Below are 16596 nucleotides of genomic sequence, written 5' to 3' on the forward strand. Positions count from 1 at the left end.
TACAAGACGTATACTGAGAGTAAACAAAACGTATAATTATTATACTATAACGTTGCTTAATGCGTCCATGTGCGCGGCAATCACATCGTATGCCCGAGGGTGGTTTGCCATGGCGATGTTGGCCAGGGTGATTGTGGAGGGCGTTTTTTTATTTATTTGATTTTAATCAGTTTATTTTTTTTAACTATAGGGATGTCACACTATTTCGCCCGATTGCTGTGGTTTACATGCTTTATTAGCGTTTATATAAAGATTATTTTCCCGTTGTTTTTCTTGCATCATCTTCGTTTTTATCCCGTTTTTTTAAACGAATCATCAGGCGGCAGTACGCCTGTCATGCTTTTACCCAGCCAGAATACTCTGATTTAGGCATTATCGGGTTAGCTTGAGAGAGCAGGCGGTGCGTGCCGTATATGCAGTCGAAATGGCTAAAATGCGATCCCGGTCTGATCCGATGTTGGAAACCATCATGTTCGCTTAATATTCGGCCGATAGTATGAGTTAACAGCGCATGCTGCCTGTGATCGTCATTAATGAGGTTGTGTTACATGCAGACGTAGGAGGAAACCATGTTGGAATCAGTCACTGTGTACCTGACCATTCTGGTTGTTGTGGGGATCCCCGGTTTTCTGGCCGCCTTTTTGAGCCCCAAGTGGAACGATTAATTCATGTTTGATCACGCCAGCTTCCCACCTGTCATCGCTGGCAATACGAGCGGTGACAGTGTGGGAGGTTTTATGTGATTTCCCGTCTAGGCTAGACGCCCCTGTTTTTTCCCTTCGCTGATGTCCGAAACGTTGCCGGTATGAATAAACCGGCTATATGGCGATGTCGAACATTCTCGCTTTGTCGATTGCTATAAAGCAGCCGGGGGCCTGCGCGATATCTCCGGATTAACTCAACACCATACCGCCGTCGATCAGCAGGGATTGACCCGTCATGTAATCGGAATCCGGCCCAGCGAGGTAGGATACGCAGGCTGCGACGTCTTCCGGCTCCGACAACCTACCGAGCGTGATGCGTTTGGCGAATGTTTCCGTGCCGTAACCCAGCGGTTTGCCTGCGGCTTCGGATACCTGACGGTCTATTTCCGCCCACATCGGTGTTTTTACGATGCCGGGGCAATAAGCGTTGACCGTGATGCCGAGGGATGCCAGATCGCGAGCGGCGGTTTGGGTCAGGCCACGTACCGCAAATTTGCTGGAGCTGTAAACCGCCAATTCAGGATTACCTACATGACCAGCCTGGGATGCGGCATTAATAATCTTCCCGCCATGATCCAATTCCCTGAAGGCTTTCACTGCGGCCTGAATGCCCCAGATCACGCCCTTTACGTTGATGTTGTAAACGTTGTCGACGATTTCTGGTGTGATGTCCTCAATGAGCGTGGTCGGCGCTATGCCTGCGTTGTTGACGATAACGTTGAAATCCCCCAGCCGGTCGCGGGCGGCGTGGACAGCGGCGAATACCTGCTCGCGATCCGAGACATCAGCGATAAGCGATATGGCGTTGCCGCCGTGGCTTTTGATCTCCTGGGCAACCCGATCGGCGGTTTCAGCGTTGAAATCCACAACCGCGACGGCGAAGCCATCTTTGGCCAAACGGCATGCAATAGCTTTTCCAATCCCCTGGCCGGCACCAGTGACCAATGCGACTTTTTGTTTCATGGTCTTCCCTCTTCTGTTTGTGTGGTCTGCAGGCTAACGTACTTGAAACGGGTATGAAAACTTATAATAAATGCCGTTTATTATGAGTTTGTTGGTTTTTATTTTGATTTATCGTCGTTGATTATTTTGTTTTATTCTTTTTTATTTTTTTACTTGGATTTTTATTCTGCGGGTGAATATGACTCCTGGCGGGCGGCGAGAAGATTGCGGCGTTGCACATAAAGATTGACGCCGGGAGGGCGATAAATTGGTTATATTCTGTCGTGTATGCAGTCGCGCCTGATGGGCGCTGGCTGGAGGTGGCTGCCTCACATGGCAGGTTTTCTGTATTGATGACGTTGAACACCGGTAATTATGAGCTACATCGATACCATCAAACATGAGCTTGTCGGTTTCCTGAACGGATTGCCGATTTATCACCCACTGGAAGACGTGATGGAGTCGCCGTGGGGCGCGGATGATTTTTCTTGCTCGCCCGAGAATCTGGTGATTGGCGGCGGTGCGGGAGAACATCCCGCGCTGGTCATTCATGAACTGGGGGCGTTGGTCGCTTCTTATCTGGTGCTCAGCCTGTACAAGCATAACGAATTCTTCCCTGAGCAGCCGGATCCGCTGCCTTCATCCACGGTGGATCGCCTGTATGAAATGGCCGACCGACGCCGGACGCTGGAGTTTTGCGGGTGGTCGATGAATCATGTCCGGGACTTTGTCGATTTGGCCTACTCGCCGTTGCATCCCAATCCGCTGGAGGATCAAGGCAGTGCGGAGGAGTGGGTGGAGCACTCGATTGGCGAGTTCGTTTACTATTCATTGCCTGAGTTGAACCCGTTTGATGCGGAAATAGCCGCTTTGCCCGGCATGGAGAGTTGGTTTCCCGGCTATTGGATGTGTAATGTTACCTGTCCGCCGCCTAACTATGTGAAAACCAAAAAGCAATCGTTGCTGTCGGGGTCTTTCCGCGAGCATGGTTTTTTCCGCTGGGATTACCGCTACCCACCTGAAGAGTAGCTGGACGCGCGGTGGGTGAGGCTGTGATCAACCCGGAATTGTGGGGTTATTTTCTATCATCATTGGTCATGGGGTCTTTTATGGTCAGTTTTTCTCAATTATTACCTTTTGCGGCGATTGCATTCGGGTTGGTGTTGACCCCAGGGCCGAACATGATTTATCTGTTGTCGCGTTCCGTATGTCAGGGAAAACGCGCAGGACTGGTTTCTCTGGCAGGTGTTGCGTTGGGGTTTCTGTTTTATATGACCGCTGCCGCACTGGGCATTACCGCGCTGGTGATGGCGGTTCCTCTGGCTTACGACGCATTGAGAATGGCTGGTGCTGGCTACCTGCTTTGGCTGGCGTGGCAAGCGGTGCGTAGCGGTGGTTCGCCGTTTGCGTTGCGCACGTTGCGACCGGATAGCAATAAACGATTGTTTATCATGGGGTTGGTAACTAATTTGCTCAACCCCAAGGCCGCGGTGCTTTACCTTTCGCTATTGCCGCAGTTTATCCGCCCGGAACAAGGACATGTGCTGGGGCAGTCTTTGATCCTGGGGGGAACGCAGATCGTCATTAGTATGACGGTAAATGCGTCATTGATTGTGATCGCGGGTTCTATCGCGACCTTTTTGTCCGGGCGCCCGTTGTGGCAACGTGTTCAGCGCTGGTTTATGGGGACGATACTGGCTGGGCTGGCGATACGCATGCTGGTGGACTCCCGTCGCTAGCCTCTCATCGGTTGGCGGCCTGTATCGGTTGTCGCCGCCAATCGCACTCATGACGCTTGCGCTACGTTTTTTCAGTGCTTATTGCACGATTATGTCTGATGTTCCTTCCAATCTCGCCTTACATCCTGCTTATCAACCTTACTGTCGGATGACAGTTCTATACGTTCTGGCTGTTAGAGTTCTGCTCAACCCTTGTTGAATGTTGTGTGAGTTATCCCTGTCAGAGCGTAGTTATGTTTTCCCGCTATCCGGCGGGATTTTTTTTGCCCGATGGGACAGGGTCGATAATACTGTTGTAGCTGGTTTGAAACCGTTGTGAGCAAAAAACTAATGCTGCCTTAATCTTTGTTTATTAGGCTGTGGTTCCTGTTGTTAGATTCGAGAGGGAATTCTATGAAAGCAAAATACCATTCATCCCAGATCGCGTTGCACTGGCTGGCGCTGTTACTGGTTATCCTGACTTACGCATCAATGGAGCTGCGTGGTATCACCTCGCGGGGTAGCAGTGAACGTGCCTTTATGATGGCAATGCACTACAGTTGCGGGGTTGCGGTGTGGGTATTGATGTTACTGCGCGTGGCGCTGCGGTTTTTCCATCCGACTCCGCCGATTACACCCAAGCCGGGACGTATGATTGTGATTGCCTCACATGCGATGCACGGCATTTTGTATCTGATGTTTTTAAGCCTGCCGCTTCTTGGCATGCTGAGCATGTATTTCCGTGGTATCGAATGGGGAGTGTTTGGCATCTCGATGCCGATTGCGGCGGAGCCAAATGACGATATGAAGGAGCTGTTGGGGGGAATTCATGAAGCTATTGCCACCAGCGGTTACTTTCTGATTGGTATTCATGCGTTAGCGGCGATTTATCATCATTATGTCGTCAGAGATGATACCCTGCTGCGGATGATGCCTGATAAGAAGTAATATTTTTCGTCTATCATGCGGTGGCTGCCCACCGCATTTTCATTTTTTGAGTCCGGCTTCCCACTCTTTTTTCTCGTCCTGCCGTGCGTGCGTTTATTCCGACCGACCCCCTCTTTTTTTTGCTGCGATACGCCTTTTGCCGGTTGTTTCACCATGCCGTTAGAGCGTAGGGGGAATGACGCCGTTTTCAGCCAAACTTTTAAAACGACGCAGGGTTTTGTGCAGCATTTCTTTGGGAAGCAATTGGAACATTTGCCCGAGCGTCTTCCCTAAAAATCCCCCTGGCGGCTCGAAACGAATGGTCAGTGTGACTTCCGTAACCTGATCGGAAATCGATTGAAAAGTAAGGCGCCCTTCATTGGGAATACGCGCGCCAGGCAGTGAATGCCAGTATATGAGCTCGCCATCTTTTTCATCGGCAATCCGCGCCAGCCATTCAATGTACAGGCCAAAGGGCGCTTTCATTCGCCAGCGAGAGTCGGTGTTGTTGATAATATCAATGTGGGCGACATGACTCATCAGGATGGGGAGCGTTTCCGGCTTACGCCATAGAGTAAACAGTTCGCTTGCCGGGCGAGCAATAACAATATTACTGCTGATTTGGTTCGCCGTATGCGAGTTGCTTTTTAAACCATTCGGAAAAGAGGCTGGCACTTCGTATATCTCCCGATAACTGAATTTCCGGAACGCAATGATGGCAAAGCCACATTGCCACGTAATAGTTCTGAGTGCCAGAAAAAGTCATACCGGAGGGAATCTATCATTGTCTATAGGTTCTGGGTAATTATGGTGACGGGGTTGACTGTATTGACCAATAATAGGTGAAGGCACAACATGAAATGATTTTCTTGCTGGCGTGGGTGGATTTATTAATTACCTGATACATTTTTTTTGTCATTCATTGATATTTGTGTCATTTATAATCTGGTTTTTTTTATCCTCGGTTATCTCTGTGATGGGCTTTTTTTTAAAAGAAAATGCCGAGCGGTTCACATAAAAAGTGGTGATTTTTTTATGTGCTAAGGTTCATTTAATGTCCGAGGGTTATATTTGTTTTCAGGCAGGAAACTGCCGCGTCACAAACACCAGGGTTTTAAGTTTTATAATAATGAAGTTGCCCACCTGATAGGTGGGCTTTTTTTTGCGTGTTATATGGTTTGTTTGGTGGTTTATTATTACGTAGTGAATCAAATTAATTCTATTTTTTAGTAGTAGCTAAGGTTGGCTTAATATTACTACGCTACGTTATATCACAGGCGGTAAAACAACTGCCTACCCTGTGTCTCCAGGAACCTCCTTGTCAGAGAATAGTGTGTTTAGCCCACCGAAAAGGTGGGCTTTTTTTATATGCAATGATGCTTTTTTTGGCGGTTATAATAACGCGATAAACAACATGAATTTGTTTTTTTATTGATTGCTAAGGTTGGCTTAATGTTGGTGAGGTATGTTTTATTACAGGCAGCAGAACTGCTGTCTGCCCTGTGTCTTCAGGATCCTCCCTGTCAGAGAATTGTGTTTTTGCCCACCGAATAGGTGGGCTTTTTTTTGATCTTCCTGTTAGCAATGATGGTCTTTAGCCTTTCTATAAATATTTTTCTTAGTGGTGGTGAATTAAGGTTGGTTTAAGGTTGTTGTCTTATGCTTTTAATCAGGCAGTAGATAGCTGCCATGCCAGTACTACCAGATATTTGCTGTTGATTGACTTCATAGCACGCCCACTGGATAGTGGGCGTTTTTTTATCCTTTATTTATCTTGTTCAGGTTTTTTGATCTCGCTCACGAATGTCGTGGTGCGCTTTTATCCATGTGGACTAGATTATCAATAAGTGCATTATTCAAGGGCTAATAACATGAGTCTGAATAAGGCATGTTAGCGTATTTCCATTTTATCAGAGACTGATAGCGTTAATTTTTACTTTTCATAATAGGAATGTGTTCCTGATGTTATGAGAGCGTCGCGCTAAACCCCGCCAGGGATGAAACATAACAGATGGGTATTTATTCTTTATCCGCGAGTTTGTTGATCTGCCATGTAGCAAGCAGGATATACCGCGAACTTTTACCCCCACAGCGGCGTGTTGCCTTACGGTATTCGCCCGTACTTCTGTGGGGGTTTTCTTTTATCAGGCATTTTCCCCATGTTGCGAAGCGCTGCGCATTTCAGTTAAGCAGACGGTATCCAATGGGAAAAATGCTACCCTGATGAATAATACGTTCATTACTATGTAGAAAAGCGTGCGAGGAAAACGATGGTTGAACAGGTAACTGACCAGGTAACAGAGCAGGACGTTGTGCAACTCAGCAGTCTGATGGGGGAGCGGCTTAAGGCTTGCGGTGCCAGGGTGACTTGCGCTGAGTCTTGTACGGGCGGCTGGTTGTCCAAAGTGATTACGGATATCGCGGGAAGCTCAGCGTGGTTTGACTACGGCTTTGTCACATACAGCAATCAGGCTAAGCAGACGTTAGTTGGTGTGCGTGAGGAGACTTTGTTTCATCATGGCGCGGTCAGTAGCGAAGTCGTTGCGGAAATGGCCACTGGCGCATTGCTAAAAGCCAATGCGGATTATGCCGTAGCGGTAAGCGGTATCGCAGGGCCTGACGGTGGGACGCCGGAAAAACCGGTGGGTACAGTCTGGTTTGGCTTTGTAGATCGACTGGGCAATTCTTTTACCAGCAAGGTGGTTTTCTCTGGCAATCGTCATGACGTCCGTCTGCAATCCGTGCACTTTGCCTTGCGTGTCCTGCTGGATTCGTTTTTGCAAAAATAACCTTGATGCTGTATGCGTATACAGTATAATGCGCACATCAGTTCGGTGAATCATGAACAAGCAACAGCGTAGAAGCAGCTCCAGGCTGCGCGACAGGAGTAGAAATGGCTATTGATGAGAACAAACAGAAGGCTCTGGCGGCAGCTCTGGGGCAGATCGAAAAGCAATTCGGCAAGGGTTCCATCATGCGTCTGGGCGAAGACCGCTCGATGGATGTTGAAACTATCTCTACGGGCTCTCTGTCCCTGGATATCGCGCTGGGCGTCGGCGGGTTGCCGATGGGGCGTATTGTCGAAATTTATGGTCCTGAGTCGTCAGGTAAGACTACGTTGACGTTACAGGTGATTGCCGCCGCGCAGCGTGAAGGGAAGACCTGTGCCTTTATTGATGCCGAACACGCCCTGGATCCTATTTATGCCAAAAAGCTGGGCGTTGATATTGATAATCTGCTGTGTTCACAACCGGATACCGGCGAGCAGGCGCTGGAGATTTGCGATGCGCTGGCGCGTTCCGGTGCCGTTGATGTCATTATTGTCGACTCTGTCGCCGCCTTGACGCCGAAAGCTGAGATTGAAGGCGAAATCGGTGATTCCCACATGGGGTTGGCTGCGCGAATGATGAGCCAGGCGATGCGTAAGCTCGCCGGTAATCTAAAGCAATCCAATACGCTGCTGATTTTCATTAACCAGATCCGTATGAAGATTGGTGTGATGTTTGGTAATCCTGAAACCACTACCGGTGGAAATGCCTTAAAATTCTATGCTTCTGTCCGTCTGGATATCCGTCGCATCGGTTCTATCAAAGATGGCGAGGAAGTCATTGGTAGCGAAACACGTGTCAAAGTTGTGAAGAACAAAGTTGCGGCGCCGTTTAAACAGGCTGAATTCCAGATTCTGTACGGAGAAGGCATCAATACTTACGGTGAACTGGTGGATTTGGGCGTTAAGTTCAAGCTCATTGAGAAAGCTGGTGCCTGGTATAGCTATAACGGTGACAAAATTGGGCAGGGTAAGTCGAATGCGTGCAATTTCCTGAAGGAAAATCCGGCTATTTCTACGGAAATTGACAAAAAACTGCGAGAGATGTTGTTGCACAAGGGGAATGAACCCGTGACGGTGGCGGTGGCAGCTACTGTAGGCGGCGATGCTGAATACGATGCCGAGATTGCTGGCGAAGACGCTAACGGTGATTTTTAAGCATTCACGCTATGTCCACAATATCCTCGCAGCCTATGACGAAGCTATTGCGTTATGCCATGAACATACTGGCGGTTCGGGATCATAGTGAATGGGAATTGCGCCGCAAAATTGCGGCGCAACTTCAAAATGATCTGGCGATAGAGTGCTGTGATGAGGATGCCGTACCGGCGCATGAAGGTTCGTATATCGAACAGGTTATTGATTACTGTAAACAGCATGCCTGGTTGGATGATAAAGCATTTGCCAGCCGTTATATTCGTTCCCGTATTCGAAAAGGTTATGGCTCGCAGCGAATTTGCGCTGAACTGACTCAAAAAGGGATTGATAAACACACTCAGCGAGATGTTTTACTGGCGAGTGATATCGATTGGTATCAGTTGGCAAAAGCATCAGCTACACGCAAGTTTGGCATCCCCCTTTCCTCAGACTGGAAAGAAAAAGTTAAGGTTCAACGTTATCTGCTTTACCGGGGGTTTACCTCTGACGAAATTCAATCGGTTTACATGAATTTTTCCGATTGAACGCATACGGGATTTTACTTCCCTCCTAAGAAAATTTATCTTATTCCCACTTTTTTGTTCGCGTTTGGCTAGGTCGCGTCAGCATGCCGCAATCGCCTTGCCCGCGACTGTTCTTTTAGCTTGATTTCAGGACAATTATGAGCAAGAGCACCGCTGAGATCCGTCAAGCGTTTCTCGACTTTTTTCAAAGCAAAGGACATCAGGTTGTTGCTAGCAGCTCTCTGGTGCCAAATAACGATCCGACATTGCTGTTTACCAACGCGGGGATGAACCAATTCAAGGATGTATTCCTCGGTCTGGATAAACGTAGCTATGTGCGAGCAACCACCGCCCAACGTTGTGTCCGTGCCGGCGGTAAGCATAACGATCTGGAGAATGTCGGTTATACCGCTCGCCACCATACGTTCTTTGAGATGCTGGGTAACTTCAGTTTCGGTGACTATTTCAAGCATGATGCCATTCTCAATGCATGGGAATTATTGACTGGGCCACAGTGGTTCAACCTGCCAAAAGAAAAATTGTGGGTTACGGTGTATGCCACCGACGACGAGGCCTATGATATTTGGGCCAATGTTGTTGGAATCCCTCAGGAGCGCATTATTCGCATCGGCGATAACAAAGGTGCTCCCTATGCCTCGGATAACTTCTGGCAGATGGGCGATACGGGGCCTTGTGGTCCTTGCTCGGAAATTTTTTACGATCATGGCGACCATATCTGGGGCGGACCGCCGGGAAGTCCCGAGGAAGATGGCGATCGCTATATCGAAATCTGGAATCTGGTTTTCATGCAGTTTAACCGGCAGGCGGATGGCACTATGCTGCCGCTGCCGAAGCCGTCAGTTGATACTGGAATGGGGCTGGAACGTGTTTCCGCCGTTCTTCAGCATGTCAACTCCAACTATGAAATCGATGTGTTTCGCACATTGATTGCCGAAGCAGCCAAAGTGGTTGGTACCCGCGATCTGAACAACAAATCGTTGCGGGTCATCGCCGATCATATCCGTTCCTGTGCTTTCCTGATCGCCGATGGCGTTATGCCGTCCAACGAAAACCGTGGCTATGTGCTGCGCCGTATTATTCGTCGCGCTATTCGTCATGGAAACATGTTGGGGGCGAAGGATACGTTTTTCTACAAGTTGGTTGCTCCCTTGATCGATGTCATGGGAAGTGCGGCCGATGAGCTTCGGACTCAGCAGACCGTTGTCGAGCTGGCGCTGAAAAGTGAAGAGGAACAGTTTGCCCGCACGCTTGAGCGTGGTTTGTCGCTGTTGGATGAAGAAATCAGAACTCTGCAAGGCGATACCCTGAGTGGGGAAGCTGCATTTCGACTGTATGATACCTATGGCTTCCCTCTGGATTTGACTGCGGATGTCTGCCGTGAGCGGGGATTGAAAGTCGATGAAACCGGCTTTGAGCGCGAAATGGAAGCCCAACGTCAGCGTGCACGCGAAGCCAGCGGTTTTGGTGCTGATTACAACAGTTTGATCCGTGTCGATAGTGCAACCACTTTCTGTGGCTATGATCATGCTGAACAACGTTCTCATGTTGTAGCGCTGTATCGGAAAGGTGAGCCTGTGCAGGAAATTTCTGCCGGTGATGAAGCCGTCGTCATTCTGGATGAAACGCCGTTCTATGGCGAGTCTGGCGGTCAGGTTGGCGATCAGGGCGTGTTGAAGGGTGTATCTGCATATTTTGTTGTTGATGATACCCAGAAATATGGGCGGGCTTTCGGACATGTCGGTAAGTTGACCCAGGGTTCTTTGCGCGTAAATGATGCTGTTGATGCCGTTGTAGATGACGTTCGCCGCGACCGTATTCGTTTGAATCACTCGGCTACCCACTTGTTGCATGCTGCTTTGCGTCAGGTTCTTGGAACACATGTCGCGCAGAAGGGCTCTCTGGTGAATGACCGTTATTTGCGATTCGATTTTTCTCATCCGGAAGCGATGAAGCCGGATGAAATCCGTCAGGTTGAAGATATTGTCAATGCTCAGGTACGACGCAACCTGCCGGTGGATACGGCGATTATGGCGATCGATGATGCAAGAGCTAAAGGGGCGATGGCGCTGTTTGGCGAAAAGTATGACGATCAGGTTCGTGTCCTGACCATGGGCGATTTTTCTATTGAACTGTGTGGTGGTATTCATGCTCGCCGCACTGGTGATATCGGTCTATTTCGCATTGTTTCAGAATCGGGGACGGCTGCGGGGATTCGCCGTATTGAAGCGGTAACTGGCGAGGGGGCTGTTGCCTCGTTGCACCATCAAAGCGATTTACTGCAAGATGTTACGCTGCTTGTTAAAGGCGACGCGAATAACCTTATTGAGAAGGTGCGTTCACTGCTTGAGCGTAATCGCGGGCTGGAAAAAGAGCTGCTGCAGTTGAAAGAACAGCAGGCTGCACAGGAAAGCTCTTCGCTTGCTGGCAAGGCAAAGGATATCAACGGCGTGAAGTTGCTGGTAACGCAATTGAGCAATGTTGAGCCCAAAATGCTGCGGACGATGGTTGATGATTTGAAGAATCAGCTAGGGTCAGCAGTGATCGTGCTATCAACGATTGTTGAAGGCAAAGTCAGTCTGATTGCCGGAGTGACTCAGGGGCTGACAGAGCGCGTTAAAGCGGGAGAGTTGGTCGGTTTTGTGGCTAATCAGGTTGGTGGTAAAGGTGGCGGACGTCCCGATCTGGCTCAGGCAGGCGGTAGTGATGCCGATGCATTACCCTCTGCGCTAGCTAGCGTTGAAGCGTGGGTCGCTGATAAGTTATAAATATTACAGAAGCGTTATCGCGGCAAAAACGCCATGACTCTGAGTGGTTTTGGCGTTTTTGTCTTGTGATAAAGGACGATCGCGAGTGGGACAGGTTGTGCGCTGTTTTCAGCGACGCTGAAAATGATGTATGAAGGATATATCCAGCTGTGATAACAAAGAGAGCAAGCTGTCTTATATCGACTAAACTTAACACCAGTAACAACTATGAGTGAGATGATGAGACATTTATTGTCATCTAGGTTTACGTTTTCCCGAACCATGATGGATAATGACGGGAAATCGGGGAGACCTGACTCTTTATAATCTTTCAAGGAGCAAAGAATGCTTATTTTAACTCGTCGAGTTGGCGAAACCCTCATGATCGGCGATGAGGTTACGGTTACCGTACTAGGAGTAAAGGGCAATCAGGTTCGTATTGGCGTCAATGCGCCGAAAGAAGTGTCTGTGCATCGTGAAGAGATTTATCAACGTATCCAGGCGGAAAAATCTCAGCCGACTTCTTATTGATTGACAAAGCGTCTCGCATTATCGAGGCGCTGTTGTTACCCATGTGTTTTTTGTTTTTTCTTAATTTTTCCCTTTTCCTATCATTTATGTCGCCTATAGCGATTTTTGTCATTTGCTGTATTAAAAGGCTACTTCGTTGGCGATAACGCGTTCTTTTTGTTGCTATTATGTTCGCATTGGGTGCGAAGTGCGCAAATGAATATGGTATCGGAAAAATTGTTTGACTTATAAGTTCGGGAAAGTATTATGTGCGCCACGCAGTACCGGTGAGCGCTAACAAAAGCAGATTGCCGGTAATGAATGGTGAGGTGGCCGAGAGGCTGAAGGCGCTCCCCTGCTAAGGGAGTATGCGGTCAAAAGCTGCATCGAGGGTTCGAATCCCTCCCTCACCGCCATTAAATATGCATCCGTAGCTCAGCTGGATAGAGTACTCGGCTACGAACCGAGCGGTCGGAGGTTCGAATCCTCCCGGATGCACCATTTAGTAGGTCGAGCTGGTTCTGGCCAGTGGCGTAAGAGAGTTTTTCAGTATGTCCTGAATGCATCCGTAGCTCAGCTGGATAGAGTACTCGGCTACGAACCGAGCGGTCGGAGGTTCGAATCCTCCCGGATGCACCATCGATACAATGCTGTTCCCTCTTCTCGTAATAATTAGTTGTAAATCTGTTATGCATCCGTAGCTCAGCTGGATAGAGTACTCGGCTACGAACCGAGCGGTCGGAGGTTCGAATCCTCCCGGATGCACCATCGCTTTTCCTTCCATGTGTTTTTTTAATCTCATTCTTTGCCTGACTGTTGCGATTAATATTTCTATGCCAATTCATGGCTAATTATTTATATTGACAATATTTGCATTTTTTATGTGGTTATTGAATCGGCGACAATGTCTGTTCTTTACGCTAAAGTACCCCCCTGATTTCGGTGAGTGTGGGGTTATAATGTACGAGCATTATCAAGGGCTTATTTTCGACATGGATGGCACTCTGCTTGACACGGAACCCACACATAGCTTGGCCTGGCAGCACGCATTGGCGAAATATGGCATGCATTACGACAGTCTCTCCATGACAGCGTTGAATGGCGCTCCCACATGGCAGATTGCAGAAGCGATTATCCGCCGGCATCGTTCTGATTTAGATCCTCACATTTTAGCTGCGGAAAAAGCGGATATTGCCGAGGTAATGCTGCTGGATACCGTAAAACCTTTGCCTTTGGTCGATGTTGTCAAAACATTTTATGGGCGTCGGCCAATGTCAGTGGGAACTGGAAGTACCCATGCACTGGCTGAGCGTTTATTGCGCCATCTGGGGTTAAGGAATTATTTTGTCGCAGTGGTTGGCGCTGATGATGTGCAATATCATAAGCCTTTTCCCGATACATTCTTACGTTGCGCTTCTTTGATGCAAGTCCCTCCCGAGCATTGCCTTGTTTTTGAGGATGCGGATTTCGGCATTCAGGCCGCCGGACGTGCCGGCATGGATGTTATTGACGTAAGAACATTATGAACGAACTTTGGGCGGTAATGTCTTTGTTCGGGAGTAGCTTCCTGAGCGCTACGCTCTTGCCCGGCAGTTCAGAAATAGTGTTGGTAAGTTTGCTATTGGCGAGTAAGGCCAACCCTCTTTTGCTTATCGCTGTAGCGACAGTCGGGAATACACTAGGAGGCGCCACTAATCTTATTGTTGGACGATGGCTTCCTGAACCAGCACGTCAAAAAGGCACGACAACGGCACAACGCTGGTTACATCAGTATGGTACTGTCGCTCTGCTATTCAGCTGGGTTCCGGTGGTTGGTGATGTACTTTGTGTTATGGCCGGATGGCTGAGGTTGTCCTGGCGTAGCGCCGTTATGTGGATTTTTATTGGTAAAGCCTTGCGCTATCTGGTGCTGGCTGGTGTGACTGTGCAGGGAATGGCATGGTGGTCATCGTGAGTTGCATTTGCTCTGTGCGGCCCCATATGTGTTTCTTGCACGTAACATTATTAATCTTGAGCGGGAGGTCGATTTGATCCCGGACGTATCAGAAACGCTAAGCTGGCTGGAAAAAAATCCGCAGTCTATCAAAGGGATTCAGCGTGGTATTGAGCGTGAAACATTGCGTGTTATGCCTAATGGGCACCTGGCAAAAACACGGCATCCTGAAAAACTAGGGGCGGCACTGACGCATCCCTGGATTACGACTGATTTTGCTGAGGCACTTCTGGAGTTTATTACTCCGGTAGATAAGGATGTCGATCACCTGCTGGCATTTTTGCGCGATATACATCGGCACGTCGCCCGCAATTTGGGGGATGAGTCCATGTGGCCGTTAAGCATGCCTTGTTTTATTGCTGCAGAGGACGATATTGAACTGGCTCAGTATGGTTCTTCCAATCTTGGCCGGTTCAAAACCTTATACCGTGAAGGACTCAAAAACCGTTATGGCGCATTGATGCAGACCATCTCGGGTGTTCACTACAATTTTTCTCTTCCTTTGGCATTTTGGCAGGCGAGAACTGGGATCAGTGATGCGGCGAGCGGTAAGCGTGAGATATCCGCCGGATATTTTCAGTTGATACGCAACTATTATCGCTTTGGTTGGGTCATTCCTTATCTGTTCGGCGCATCGCCTGCCATTTGCTCTTCTTTCCTGGCTGGCCGGGAAACCAATATTCCTTTTGAGCGTACAAAAACCGGCATGTGTTATTTGCCGTATGCAACCTCTTTGCGCCTGAGTGATTTGGGGTATACCAATAAATCGCAGAGTAACCTCGGCATTACTTTCAACGATCTGGAAACTTATGTAGCGGCATTGAAGAAGGCGATCAGAACGCCTTCACAAGAGTATGCCCACAGTGGTTTAAAGAAAAATGGTCGGTATTTGCAATTGAATACCAACGTATTGCAGATCGAGAATGAGCTTTATGCGCCGATCCGGCCTAAGCGTATCACCGCTGCAGGCGAGTCTCCGTCGGATGCATTGTTGAGAGGGGGCATTGAATATATTGAAGTTCGCTCTCTGGATATCAATCCGTTCTCGCCTACAGGTGTCAGTGCTGATCAAGTTCGCTTTCTTGACTTATTTTTGATCTGGTGCGCGTTAGTTGAAGCACCGGAAATGAGTGAGAGTGAATTGCTGTGTACACGAAAAAACTGGAACCGAGTCATTCTGGAGGGGAGAAAGCCGGGACAAACTATCGGTATGGGTTGCGAGACAAGCCGTCGTCCGATAGCCGATGTTGGACGGGCACTGTTTAATGATCTGCGTCGTGTTGCAGAATTGTTAGATCAGGAGCATGCTGTTCCTCATTATCAGCAAGTCTGTGATCGGCTTGCCGAGGCATTTGATGATCCGGAAAAAACATTTTCGGCACGTATATTGGCGATGATGCTAGAGGGCGGTTGCGGTAATGTCGGTCTCGAATTGGCAAAAAACTACCGAGAGCAATTAGTGAATGAGCCGCTGGAGATTCTTTCCGAGCCGCAATTGCATGCGGAAAGCGAGCGTTCCTGGCAGCACCAGTGGCAGTTAGAAGCTGAAGATACACAGGATTTTGATGATTATCTGGCTTCTCATGCCTGAGTAGCCAAAGAAAAGGCCACCCGATTGGGTGGCCAAAAAAACATCTCTGATATAGGGATGATGATAATAAATGCGCGTCTTTCACTAGGTAAGACTTGTATTGATAAGAAAAGTTTCTTTAAATCGTGAAATAAATTTTTTGAGGAGGTGACGTTATGCCGTTGCTAGATAGCTTTACCGTGGATCATACTCGTATGACTGCCCCTGCTGTCCGGGTTGCGAAAACGATGACAACGCCTCATGGCGACACGATTACGGTATTTGACCTGCGTTTTTGTCGTCCAAATCAGGAAATTATGCCTGAGCGTGGTATTCATACATTGGAACACCTGTTTGCAGGGTTCATGCGTGACCATCTGAATGAGGATGGCGTCGAGATTATCGATATTTCTCCGATGGGGTGTCGTACCGGCTTTTATATGAGCCTGATTGGTACGCCGGAGGAGGCGCGGGTCGCTGATGCCTGGAAGGGCGCAATGTCTGATGTGCTCCGTGTTACCGAGCAGAAAAAAATCCCTGAGCTGAATGAATATCAATGTGGTACTTATGAGATGCATTCGCTCGCAGAGGCGCATGACATTGCGCGCCACATTCTTGAGCAGGGCGTGTCCGTCAATAAAAATGACGAATTGGCTTTGCCGAAAGAGACGTTGCGCGAATTACATCTTTGAGTGGCGAGATCGTGAATTAATAAAAAAGAGAGCTAAGGCTAATGCCGATCGTTTAAGGATCGGTTGACCGATCCGGTGGCTGATGTAAAAAGGGTTCATGTCTTCACATGAACCCTTTTTAATGGAACTTTCACAGGCCCTCGGCATTATCAATCTTACCGCTCCCGATGAAGTTCAGAGTCTTGCCGACCTCCTTTCCCCCGACCTTATTCAGCAGGCCTTTACCCTCACGGATACCGTGACGCTACGTAAGCGTAAGCTTCCCTCGATCCATGGTCTGGCTGGTT

16 protein-coding genes and 4 tRNA genes are annotated in these 16596 nt (G+C 48.6%); 18 read left to right on the forward strand and 2 right to left on the reverse strand.

Annotated features, from left to right (window positions below; genetic code table 11):
- Nucleotides 1-569: 569 nt before the first annotated feature.
- On the forward strand, nt 570-665 hold the full coding sequence (gene mgtS / locus DPA2511_RS23370; protein ID WP_012764613.1) for a protein MgtS: 96 nt from the start codon (nt 570-572) through the stop codon (nt 663-665).
- A 228-nt stretch (nt 666-893) separates the two neighbouring features.
- On the opposite strand, the gene DPA2511_RS05075 is transcribed toward mgtS, so the two are convergent.
- Nucleotides 894-1667: a (S)-acetoin forming diacetyl reductase gene (locus DPA2511_RS05075; protein WP_012764614.1), complete on the reverse strand. Its 774-nt coding sequence runs from the start codon at nt 1665-1667 to the stop codon at nt 894-896.
- A 354-nt stretch (nt 1668-2021) separates the two neighbouring features.
- Between DPA2511_RS05075 and DPA2511_RS05080 the strand changes: the two genes are divergently transcribed.
- The 3 genes from DPA2511_RS05080 (at nt 2022) to cybB (ending at nt 4312) form a co-directional block, all read left to right on the forward strand.
- Nucleotides 2022-2675 carry a hypothetical protein gene (locus DPA2511_RS05080; RefSeq protein ID WP_012764615.1) on the forward strand — a complete coding sequence of 218 codons (654 nt, stop codon included), beginning with the start codon at nt 2022-2024 and terminating at the stop codon, nt 2673-2675.
- Between the two features lie 80 nt (nt 2676-2755).
- Nucleotides 2756-3385, forward strand: coding sequence for a LysE family translocator (locus DPA2511_RS05085; RefSeq protein ID WP_023638183.1), 630 nt, complete (start codon nt 2756-2758; stop codon nt 3383-3385).
- Nucleotides 3386-3778: 393 nt separating this feature from the next.
- Complete coding sequence (gene cybB / locus DPA2511_RS05090) at nt 3779-4312, forward strand: cytochrome b561 (RefSeq protein WP_012764617.1); 534 nt, start codon at nt 3779-3781, stop codon at nt 4310-4312.
- 159 nt (nt 4313-4471) lie between these two features.
- Here the strand turns inward: cybB and DPA2511_RS05095 are convergent, their stop codons facing one another.
- On the reverse strand, nt 4472-4966 hold the full coding sequence (locus DPA2511_RS05095; RefSeq protein ID WP_012764618.1) for an SRPBCC family protein: 495 nt from the start codon (nt 4964-4966) through the stop codon (nt 4472-4474).
- Nucleotides 4967-6561: 1595 nt separating this feature from the next.
- Here DPA2511_RS05095 and pncC point away from each other — a divergent pair.
- From pncC to DPA2511_RS23375, 14 genes are all read left to right on the forward strand, one after another.
- Nucleotides 6562-7080, forward strand: a complete 519-nt coding sequence (pncC, locus tag DPA2511_RS05100; protein WP_012764619.1) for a nicotinamide-nucleotide amidase — start codon at nt 6562-6564, stop codon at nt 7078-7080.
- A 104-nt stretch (nt 7081-7184) separates the two neighbouring features.
- Nucleotides 7185-8276: a recombinase RecA gene (gene recA / locus DPA2511_RS05105; RefSeq protein ID WP_012764620.1), complete on the forward strand. Its 1092-nt coding sequence runs from the start codon at nt 7185-7187 to the stop codon at nt 8274-8276.
- 35 nt (nt 8277-8311) lie between these two features.
- Nucleotides 8312-8800, forward strand: a complete 489-nt coding sequence (recX, locus tag DPA2511_RS05110) for a recombination regulator RecX (protein WP_012764621.1) — start codon at nt 8312-8314, stop codon at nt 8798-8800.
- 137 nt (nt 8801-8937) lie between these two features.
- Nucleotides 8938-11565: an alanine--tRNA ligase gene (alaS, locus tag DPA2511_RS05115; protein ID WP_012764622.1), complete on the forward strand. Its 2628-nt coding sequence runs from the start codon at nt 8938-8940 to the stop codon at nt 11563-11565.
- A 324-nt stretch (nt 11566-11889) separates the two neighbouring features.
- Nucleotides 11890-12075 (forward strand): carbon storage regulator CsrA, encoded by a 186-nt coding sequence (gene csrA / locus DPA2511_RS05120; RefSeq protein WP_005972168.1) that lies wholly within the window; start codon nt 11890-11892, stop codon nt 12073-12075.
- Between the two features lie 302 nt (nt 12076-12377).
- Nucleotides 12378-12470: transfer RNA gene (locus tag DPA2511_RS05125), tRNA-Ser, on the forward strand.
- An 8-nt stretch (nt 12471-12478) separates the two neighbouring features.
- Nucleotides 12479-12555, forward strand: a tRNA-Arg gene (locus DPA2511_RS05130).
- Between the two features lie 61 nt (nt 12556-12616).
- A tRNA-Arg gene (locus DPA2511_RS05135) sits at nt 12617-12693 on the forward strand.
- Between the two features lie 52 nt (nt 12694-12745).
- Nucleotides 12746-12822 (forward strand) — tRNA-Arg (locus DPA2511_RS05140).
- Nucleotides 12823-13013: 191 nt separating this feature from the next.
- A complete protein-coding gene (gene yqaB, locus DPA2511_RS05145) occupies nt 13014-13580 on the forward strand; it encodes a fructose-1-phosphate/6-phosphogluconate phosphatase (protein WP_012764623.1) in 567 nt (188 codons plus the stop codon).
- Complete coding sequence (locus DPA2511_RS05150; RefSeq protein ID WP_012764624.1) at nt 13577-14008, forward strand: YqaA family protein; 432 nt, start codon at nt 13577-13579, stop codon at nt 14006-14008. The genes yqaB and DPA2511_RS05150 overlap by 4 nt, the downstream gene beginning before the upstream one ends.
- 73 nt (nt 14009-14081) lie before the next feature.
- Nucleotides 14082-15638 (forward strand): glutamate--cysteine ligase, encoded by a 1557-nt coding sequence (gshA, locus tag DPA2511_RS05155; RefSeq protein WP_012764625.1) that lies wholly within the window; start codon nt 14082-14084, stop codon nt 15636-15638.
- Between the two features lie 155 nt (nt 15639-15793).
- Entirely contained in the window at nt 15794-16309 is a 516-nt protein-coding gene (gene luxS / locus DPA2511_RS05160; protein ID WP_012764626.1) for an S-ribosylhomocysteine lyase, read from the forward strand.
- A 121-nt stretch (nt 16310-16430) separates the two neighbouring features.
- Nucleotides 16431-16596 (forward strand): transposase domain-containing protein (locus DPA2511_RS23375; RefSeq protein ID WP_404821622.1); only part of this gene is annotated, 166 nt, incomplete at its 3' end.

The sequence above is a fragment of the Musicola paradisiaca NCPPB 2511 genome (genome assembly GCF_000400505.1).
In the GTDB taxonomy this organism is placed as follows: Bacteria; Pseudomonadota; Gammaproteobacteria; order Enterobacterales; family Enterobacteriaceae; genus Musicola; species Musicola paradisiaca.